Genomic DNA, 10048 nt, shown 5'->3' with positions numbered 1-10048 from the left:
CCCGCCACTCCGCTCAAAGAGCGGCAATCATCCCGGCGATCGGGAGCGGCGCAAGGCGGCCGTCAGACCCCGCTTACCGAAGTGTCGGGCCGAACCGCCCAGCTACGCCGCGTCGTGCTTGACCTGGTCCGCAAGGCCGCGCTCTATCCGCGCGTCCAGCTGATCTTTGCGTGCCGCAGCTTCGATCTCGAGAACGACCACGGCTATCGCGATATCGCCGCGACCCAAGGCAATGTTCGCGTCGATGTCGGGCCGTTCGCGCGCACCGAGATCGATCCGGTGCTCACCCGGCTCGGTATCTTCCATGACGCCAGCAATGCCCGGCTGATGGCGCTGCTTGTACTGCCGATTGGACTGACGCTCGCGGCAACGCTCGCGCAAAGCGGGATCAGCGACTTGCGTCGCGTTGAGCATCTTTCCGAGCTTTACGGACGCCTGCTCCAAACGCGTGATCAGGAAATCCAGCGCGACTTCCGCCCGGGCTGGAGCGTCTATTCGCCGCTGACCGCGCTCGCCACGGCGATGAGCGAGCGCCAGGAGCTGATTGCACCCGTGGCGGCGCTGGACCCATTCGCCGGATCGCTCGATCTACTCCAGCGCGCCGGGCTGATAGTGGTGCGAGGCCATCGGGTTGGCTTCATCCACGAATCGCTGTTCGACTATCTCCATGCGCGGACGTTCGTGCAGGAGCGCAAGCCGCTGATCGACTTCCTGCTGGCAAGCGAACAAACGCTGTTTCGCCGAACCCAAGCGCGGCAGATCCTCGCATTCGAACGCGAGCTCGAGCCCGCCCGCTATCTCACCGACTTGCAAGCGATCCTGAGCGATGCGCGCGTTCGGCCGCATATCCGCGAGACGATCGTGCGGTGGCTCGCCACAGTTGCGGACCCAACGCTTGGCGAATGGGAATTGGTCGCTCGCTATGCCGCGTGTGACGGACTGCCGCGCAAGGCGGGGCACGTCATTTTCGAGCGCCGACCGTGGTTCGATTTGTTGCGTACCCACGGCGTGCTCGAAGTCTGGCTCGCCAGCGACGGTGACGATCTCAGCTGGGCGCTCGGTTTTCTGCGCTCGGTGGCGTCGCTCGAGGTCGCGGCGCTGATCAACGATTTTCTTGAACGCCGTCCCGATCACGTGCGCGACGTGTTCGGGACGCTGCGGTTCATCGACCCTAAGGCCGATGCTCGGCCGCTCGCTGACAGCCTCATCACCGCACTCAACCACTCGGTTCCTGAGGATTGGGAGAATGGCGGCAATGATTGGGACGATTATTACGCGTCGTGGATCAAGACCGCTCCCCAAGAGGCGGCGCGGATCTTCGGCGCGCAGCTAGGGCGCTGGTTTCGCCTCAATCCCGAAGGGCACCCGTTCAAGCGTCGCTATGAAGATGGCGGGTCAGCGATGCACTGGCTGAGTGAGCTCGCCAAGGCCGCGCCGCTCGCGCTTCTGGAGCAACTTCTGCCCTTCATGCGCCTGGCGATGGAACGCGCGCGCAAGGATGAGGAGCTACCCGCCGAGGACGCTATCTGGTATTGGCGGCGCTGGGACCGGACTGATGTGCGATCGGTCGATCTTCTCGACATCGTGCGCGCCGCTCTCGCGGAAGTCGCGCGCAGCGACCCACAAGCGGTCATGCGACTGCTCCGTGACCTGCGACCCGAGGCTCATATCACCAGCCTCCATCTGCTGCTCGAAACCGTTGCGACAAACGCGCAAGGTTTGCGGGATCTGCTGGTCGAGCAATTCGACAATCCCGGCTTGTTCAAGGCAGGTTGGTACAGCGCTGACGGGCATTCGGCGGGCCTCGCGATCGCTTCGGCCATGCCATGGCTAACTGAGACTGAGCGGGCGCGGGCGGAAGCCGCGATCCTCGCGCTCCGACCCGAGATCGCCTGTGCCAAGCGCGCCCTTGCGCGTGCGGAGAGTGATACCGACGAGCCCCAGCCGCCGTACCAAACCCGGGGTTATGCGAGTTATTGCCTCAATGAGTCGGGTAAGCGAGAATGGTCCGTACTGCTGCAGATCGGAGCGAACCAGCTATCGCCACGCGCGGCAAAGCGGCTCGCCGAACTCGAGCGCAAATTCCGTGGCCAAAGGCCCGAACAGCCCGACGGCATTCGCGGGGGCATGGTACGCTCACCGATCGCCAGCGAGCGCACCAAGTTCATGAACGATGATGCCTGGCTGACCGCGATCCGCAAGTTCAGCCGGCCGCGAGAAGAAATGCGGTGGCGTGGCGATGGCCTCACTGGCGGCGCAATGGAGTTGTCGCGCGAATTGAAGGAGCGCGCGAAGGAAGCGCCCGAGCGGTTCCTCGCGTTGCTCGCGCGGTTTCCAGAAGACACATATCAGGATTTCGCTTGGGGGATCATCGCCGGGATCGCCGAGACTAAGCCTGATACCGACATAATCGAGCGCGTGCTCGCAATCGTGGATGCCAACCCCGCGGCCAGGCCGGACGACCGCTCGCTGATCTGGATGATCCGAGCTTGCACTGGGGCACTCGGGCCACGTGCCGAGAGCTTGCTGTTGACGGTCGCCACCGGCGATGACGATAGTACTGGCATCGGCGACATCAAGGATGGCGAACGCGCCAAGGAACCCGACTGGAAGCGCGCCTTCACGTTGGGCAGCGACTTGAACGGCAAGGCGATAAATTCGGCGCGAGGCTCGGCATTGGAAATGCTCGGCGGCATGTGCTGGAGCTCGAAGGAGACGTTTGAGAAATATCGGCCGATCCTTGATCCAATTATCGGCGTCCCGGCCGCCGCCCATGTCCATTCGTCGCTCAGCGGGCTGCTGATGAGCGCACTCAAGCATGAGGGGAAACACGGTATCGACTGGGCGCTACGCATCGTGCGCGCGTGTCCGGAAGCTTTCTACACAAATAACGGCCAGCAGATCGTCGGGTGGGTCGCGGACTTGGACATCGCCAGCTTCGCCGAGCTGATCAATCTCTACCTGATCAATCAGGACCCGCTCGCGCGTGGCTTTGCTGCCTTGGCGGTTTTCCAGCATAGCCTGGACGATCCCGAATGGCTGCCGCTCGCCGAGAATCTGCTGGAATCCGGCGCTGACTATCGCTCTGCGGCCGCCGCCGTTGCAGCCGCGAATTTCGAATCCGTCCGTTTCGGCACAACCTGCACCGATTGGCTCATTCGCTTGTTCGACGACGAGGATGAGACGGTACGGCACGAAGCGAGTGACTGTTTCCGGCGCATGAGGACTTCGGACATCGCCTCGCATGCGGAGCTGTTCGAAGCTTATGTCGCGTCCCGATATTTCGAAACCGACCGGACCTATTTCCTACACCGGCTGGAACACGCGCCGCCCGGGCTCGACGAGCTCGTGCTCAGGCTACTCGAGGATACACTCAAGGCGCGCACCGAAGGAAATAATGATCCCCGGGCCTATGAATTGCACGAGATAGGCGAGCTGGCGCTTAAGCTCTATGCCTCGAACATCGACCACCCCCTGCGCCGAACCCGCGCGCTCGACCTGATCGACCGCCTTGTCGAGGACGGTCTGATGGGAATGCAGAAGCTCGAGGCAGCCTGAATTGATCGGCTCAATCCGAAATCAGCGAAAACTGTGCTGGATCGCCGCGGCGCGTTCCTCTGCGAGTATCGCTTCGATCAAGGCCTGGAGCTGGCGCGTGGTCCCGCCGACAAAGCCGACATTCGACCGTGCAAAACGACTCCCTGACACCTGCCCTTCGTTCATCCGGCCGTCGCTGACAGCTATAGACCGACGTTGGGACTTTCTTGATACCTAAGGTGCAAAGTCGCAAAATTGCGGAAAGCTATTATGGTGGCGTGCGGGCGATCAAACGCGCGAATCGCGGGTCTGCCGGACGGCGTCCATTACGATCAAGAAGCATCATGCACGCCACGCCATTGATCCTGAGCAGAGTCGCATGTCGGAAGAAGTAATCCTGTTCCTCGACCCCGATTTTCCGCTTAAGGACGTGCAAGAACTCGGTGGCCGGCTTCTCGCTTCCGGTGCTCTCGTACCCGGCTATATCCCGGCACCCATCGGATTTCTGGACGTCAGCGCGCTTGTCTTCTCAGAGAAGATCGAAAATCTCTCGACGATCCTGATCCCGGATCGCAACATCGCTTCGCGAATGGCGCGCGTCGCGACGCAGGAAAACTACCCGCTCGACGACCCTGTCACTCAAGTCGCGATCCAGCTGATGGCGTTCGCCCAGGCGATGAACCTCGACATTAATCCCGGTATCGCCTTCCACGAGCTCGCGCATCGCGACGGAAATCATACAGCGCACCACGAGCTGACCTGGTTTCGCGCCGCCGATCGTGGCAACGCGTGGCCATGGATCGACCTTGCCTTGGGTCGCTCCCGAAATGTCGACCTCGGCCATGCCGAAGCGTTGGAGACCCACGACCTCGCCTATCCGCCGAACCGCTGGGATCGCAATTACATCGTTGCCATGAAGATCGCGGAGCTGGCGCGGACCTCGCTGCGCCCGGTCGAACGCGTGATCGCGCTACTCGACTGGATGATCGACGACTTCATCTTGGCGGGTCCGGCGGTCATCTTCGCCGCCCGTTGTTTTTCGACTCACAGTGTTCGCGGCGGCATGATCAAGCATGTGAAGTCGCCCGATCGCGAAAAAGCCGTCGCCGGCGCCCGCAACACGGCATGGGACATCACCTATCTCAGCGAGTTCGTCCGGCTCATCCCGGCCGGCGAACGCACCGGCAAACGCTACATCTTGGCAACGTGCGACCGCGCGCTCGCCGAGGCCGCGCCGTTGCTGCTGCTTGGCCCGGAGCCGAACGAGGATCAGTCGAGCTTAGGCGAAGCGCTCGCTGCTTGGTGGTCCAAGCGGGACGCGCGCACGATTAGCGATCATTTCTTCGCCTGCATCGAACGCGTCGGTCCCGGCCGCGCGCGCGGCAACGACCTGCCGGGAGACCCGATCGCGGAGATGATCGCGACCGCCGAAGCCGGCATACGGGCTTGGCAGCCCGTGACTGCATTAGCTGGGCATGCGGGCGCGTGAAAGAGCTCTCCGAGCAGCGCTTCGAAGCGCTCGCCGGCTACACCCGGCGGCCGGACCTCGTCACGCTGTTGCAGGAAGCGGCGTGGTTCGCGACGGCCGATGAGCGACTGATCGGCGTCGTAACCTGGGACCGCATCGACCGCGATTATGGCTGGGTGCTACTGGGCCGCGACCGCCGGCTGCGCTTCCGTGGGATTGCTGTCGAAGCGTCGCTTGCGAGCTTCGCGCAGGCGCGGGCGTCGCTCGACACCGCCATGGCCGCGCATGCGGCGGAACCCGACCAGAGCTATCATCAGGGCGATGAGGCCGGCGCGCCCGTCGATTTCTTCGCGCCGATCGTTCCCGAGGCGCGCCTCAACCCGACCTTCCGCATCCTGCTCGAGGAACCGCGCTACGCTCCGGCGCGCGAGTTGATCCAGGCGATGATGCGCTTCTACGAGGATGCCGACGGCAATTTCATCGAGCAGTTCCAGACCGGCGGGTTCGATCCGCGGGTGTGGGAGCTCTATCTGTTCGCCACCTTCACCGAGCTCGGCTTCGCGCGTGAGGAGGGTGCCGCTGTCCCCGATCTGCTGCTGACCGGCCCGAGCGGACGGCTCGCCATCGAGGCGACAACAGTTAATCCGCCACAGCAAGGCAGCGTGCCAAAGCCCGCTAACCTCGCCGAAGCGCGCGCATACATCGAGAATTATGTTCCCATCAAGCTCGCCCGCGCGCTGACGCGCAAGCTCTACCACAAGACCCGCTACTGGACGGTACCGGGTGTCGAGGACATCCCCTTCCTTATCGCGCTCCAGGATTTCCATGCGCCGCAGGCGATGTCGCGCATCATCATGCCGGCGACCGAATATGTGTTCGGCGTTCGCCATTCGATCGTCGATGGCAAGCGACGCATCGAACGGCTCCACAAGCACGTCTACCGACGGTCGCACGAGCCGTCGCATTTCTTCGGGCTGCCCGAATCGGAGAATGTGAGCGCCGTCATGCTCAATCCCATCGGGACGATCCCGAAATTCAATCGCATGGGGTTTGTCGCAGGCTTCGGCGATCGCCGAATCAAGATGACGCATAGTGGCATCCGCCGCGGCGAAATTGATCCCGATGGTCCCGGGCCATTGCCGTTCTCGCGCGATGTCCATGCGCCCGGCTATGCCGAGAAATGGGTCGAGGGGATGGTGATCCTCCACAATCCCAACGCCCGCATCCCGCTCGATCCCGAGCTGATCCCGGGCGCGAATCACGAATTCCTGCAGCCCGATGGCTCGATCCTGTCCATGTTGCCCGAATTCCAGCCCTATAGCTCTGGTACAGTGATCGAGCTCGACTAGGCCGCGCCGGAGCCGTAATCGCCCCGACGAAGGCGCGGCTGGCAAGCTGTTATGCTTTTGGAACCGACAGGGATTCACAGGAAGCTGACAGCATGTTACTCTTCGCCCGCAGGCGAAGGGGTGGTGTGGTTGATCGATGGCTAGAAGTGATCTCCTTGTTTCGTTGGTAAAGGCAGGAGCTTCTGGCGACCGTTCGACATTGACCACCACCGTCGAGGCGCTCGTCGCCGACGAACGCGCCAAAAGCCACCATATCCTGGCCGACAAGCTTCACCGCGCCCTGGCCTCGGTGCCGGTCACTGCGTCGAGCGAATTGCGGCGGACCGGCGCACCGGGTCGCGACTTCGTAATCGAATCGGAGCCGCGCGTCGCGCTGGACAGCCTCATCCTGACGCTCCCGGCCGAGCGGCTCACTCGCCAGCTGGTGGAAGAGCAGCACCGTGCCGACCTGCTGCGCGCGCAAGGTATGCAGCCGCGCCATCGCATCTTGCTGTCGGGCCCGCCCGGCAACGGCAAGACTTCGCTCGCCGAGGCCGTCGCCGAGGCGATCGCGGTGCCGTTGCTCACAGTCCGCTACGATGCGCTGGTTGGCGCATATCTCGGCGAAACGAATGCGCGGCTCGCCCGCCTGTTTGAATATGTGCGGGCGACGCCATGCGTCCTGTTCTTTGATGAGTTCGACGCGGTCGGTAAGGAACGCGGCGACATCCACGAGACGGGCGAGATCAAGCGCGTCGTCTCTTTCCTGCTCATGCAGCTCGACCAGCTTCCGAGCTATGTCGTGGTCGTCGCGGCGACCAACCATGCCGAGCTGCTCGACCGCGCGGTGTGGCGGCGTTTCCAGCTGCGGATCGACATGCCACACCCATCGCGCGAATCTGCCGCGGTACTGATCGAACGGTTTTTCGAGGTGTGGCCGGAGCCGGCCGGAATGACAGCAACTGCGGTTGCCGCCCAAATGGGCGCATCTAGTTTTGCCGACATCTTCGAATTCTGCCAGAATATCCGGCGGCGACACATATTGTCCCAGGGGGCCGAGACACTGAAGAGCGTCCTCGCTCAGGAGCTGCGTCTCTGGAAAACCCGCATAAGACCGGAGAGCGATGGCACTGCCCCCGAAACAACCGCTCCTGCGCCTCGGCGCTCCCGCAGCGATTCCAAGAAGGACCGGGGGAGGGTTCGGCCGCTCCCGTAAGTTCGAACCGGCCGACCAAGCCCAGACACCTGCGGGCCAGAAGCTCGCCGGACTCGCTGCCCAGCTCGACGACAACACTCCGATGCTCCAGCTGCGCGCCGATCCGGCAGCGCTCGCGCCTGAGCGCCTGCTCGTCTTCGAGCTGACCGGCGGAGTGATGCAGTTCACCGAAGCGGTGCGGCTCGTACCCGGACTGGAGTTCCTGGGCGTCGAGGATCTCGACGAGGACGATCTCGACAAGAGCCCAGCAGTCTATCTGATGGTTCCGAGCGAGGCGGCGCTGCGCAACATCGTCACTTTGTGGCGCGGCTGGCAGAATAATGGCACTGTCCCGCCGCGCTTCAGCGCGTGGAAGACGATGCTCTCGCAGCTCCGCGATATCCGGCCCTGGGGTCCGCATGACCGCGTCACCCCAGAAGATCTCGGCGTGCTGAGCGAAGAGCTCGCGCGCGGCGCGCCAGCGGCACGGGTCGAGGTCGAGCTCGTCTTTCGGCGCGATAGCGACCCAATCGAGGCCGACGCACGCGCCGGCATTCTGGCCGTAGGCGGCACCATCGTCTCGCGTTCGCGCATCGCCGGCGCCGGCTATCATGCCTTGCTCGCCGATATTCCGGCAGCGGCGCTGCAAGCCGTGGTTGCGCGCAACCCGGCCGGTCTTGCCGGTCGCGAATCGATACTCCAGATCCGGCCGCAGAGCATCTTCCAGATCACGCCGTCCGAGGAGGTCGCTGGCCTGCCGGACGGCGGCGCGCCAGTGCTTGCCGGTGATCCGATCGCGGCGATCTTCGACGCGGTACCCTTGTCGGCGCACCCCCGCCTCGCTGGGACGCTCAGCATCGATGACCTGTTCGGCCTCGATGGCTTGGCGGTCGGCGCGCGCAAGCACGGGACGGCGATGGCCTCGGCCGTCATCCATGGCGATATCAACGGCGTATGGGATCGCCCGCTCGAGCGCCGCGTTCATTTTGTCAACATGCTCTACGCGACCGCCGACGCGAACCAGCCCGAGCGCTTCCCCGACTTACTGCCTGCCGACATGTTCGAGCGCGCGATCCTGGCAATGCGCACCGGCGATGCCCCGACTGCGCGCCACGTGCTCATCATCAACGCGTCGCTTGGAGACCCGAACAAGCCGTTCGCCGGCCGGCTGTCAGGCTGGGCACGGGTCGTCGACCATCTCGCCAGCACCTACGGAATCTTGTTCATCATCAGCGCAGGCAATCATGACGCGCCGCTCGAGACTGCGGCGATGACCGCTGGCCAGTTCGAAGCGCTGACCGCCCCGGAGAAGGTGCGTGTCGCACTTAAGGCGAGCGCTGCGCAAATGGCGTCGCGGCGCATCCTTGCGCCGGCGGAGTCGATGAACGCGATCACGGTAGGCGCGCTCCACGCTGACCAGTTCGCCTATCCGCACGCTTTGCCGGCTTCCTATTGCAACATCTGGGAGGATACCGGCCTGTGCACTGTCTCGAGTGGTTTGGGGCCGGGGCATAATGGTGCAACCAAGCCCGACATCCTCGCGCCCGGTGGACGCCATCACGTGATGGTTTGGCCGCAGGGCGATGACCACCGCCTCCAGCCGCTCACGACCAACGCAGCCGCCTTTGGCGGGATTGCTGTCGCCGCGCCGCCATCGGCGACATCGCTCGGACCCAACGTCACCGCGAGATCGATTGGAACGAGTGTCGCGGCTGCGCTCGCTACCGGCGTCGCTGCGCGCGCGCACGAAGCTCTCGAGGCAGCATATCCCGATTTCGGGGCGATCCCGAGCGCACAACGAGCTTGCCTGCTTAAGGCCCTGCTCGTCCACGGCGCTCGATGGACGGATGCGCGTGACCTTCTGGTCGAGGTGCTAGGACCGCCTGAGGGCAAATACAGTTATCGCCAGAAAGATAATGTTCGTCGCTATCTCGGGTTCGGGGCCTATAATCCAGAACTCATCATCAATTGCGCTGATGACAGAGCCACCCTCTGGGCGGTGGGGGCGCTTGCTTCGGATCAGGGTATGCGTTTTCGCGTACCTTGGCCCGCAACGATGTCGGCGAAGGCGCAGCCGCACGGTCTCTCGGCGACACTCGCTTGGTTCTCGCCGCCGCGCCCGGGTGCGGTTGCCTACCGCTCAGTCCGGATGAAGATCGTTGAGCCCAACCAGCTTGGTGCGGCGGGCCTCAAGGCCAGCGGCATCCAACCGGACCCGAAGCAGGCGCACAAGGGAACTGTCGTCCATCGAAGGTGGGATGGCGAAAAGGCAGCTGCAATTGCAGCGGCGGGCTTCTTCGATATCGATGTGCAGCGTGAGGTCGACGATGGCGACATGGCCGCAAATTTCGCTATTGTAACGACACTCGAAATGCCTGGCGAAGCAGAAGTTTACACGCAGGTGCTGAACCGTGTTCAAATTAAACCGACTGTTCCTGTGGCGGTTTGATAAGCTGTTGTGCGCATTTCCTCAATATGATCCGTTCGCAACCGCATCGGTAGCGACAACGATTCACCTTG

The 10048-nt window shown here is 63.4% G+C and carries 5 protein-coding genes; all 5 read left to right on the top strand.

What is annotated here, in order from left to right:
* The coding region (locus AAC640_RS13180; RefSeq protein WP_340266974.1) for an NACHT domain-containing protein at positions 1-3558 on the top strand (3558 nt) is incomplete at its 5' end.
* A 358-nt stretch (positions 3559-3916) separates the two neighbouring features.
* Positions 3917-5026 (top strand): hypothetical protein, encoded by a 1110-nt coding sequence (locus AAC640_RS13175; RefSeq protein WP_340266972.1) that lies wholly within the window; start codon positions 3917-3919, stop codon positions 5024-5026.
* Positions 5023-6354 carry a hypothetical protein gene (locus AAC640_RS13170; RefSeq protein ID WP_340266970.1) on the top strand — a complete coding sequence of 444 codons (1332 nt, stop codon included), beginning with the start codon at positions 5023-5025 and terminating at the stop codon, positions 6352-6354. Before AAC640_RS13175 ends, AAC640_RS13170 begins: the two co-directional genes overlap by 4 nt.
* 199 nt (positions 6355-6553) lie before the next feature.
* Positions 6554-7549, top strand: coding sequence for an AAA family ATPase (locus tag AAC640_RS13165; protein WP_340266968.1), 996 nt, complete (start codon positions 6554-6556; stop codon positions 7547-7549).
* Positions 7458-9977 carry a S8 family peptidase gene (locus AAC640_RS13160; protein WP_340266966.1) on the top strand — a complete coding sequence of 840 codons (2520 nt, stop codon included), beginning with the start codon at positions 7458-7460 and terminating at the stop codon, positions 9975-9977. Before AAC640_RS13165 ends, AAC640_RS13160 begins: the two co-directional genes overlap by 92 nt.
* Positions 9978-10048 lie beyond the last annotated feature (71 nt).

It is taken from the genome of Sphingobium mellinum (assembly GCF_037860795.1).
Lineage (GTDB): Bacteria > Pseudomonadota > Alphaproteobacteria > Sphingomonadales > Sphingomonadaceae > Sphingobium > Sphingobium mellinum.
This window is presented reverse-complemented; position numbering and strand designations above follow the sequence as displayed.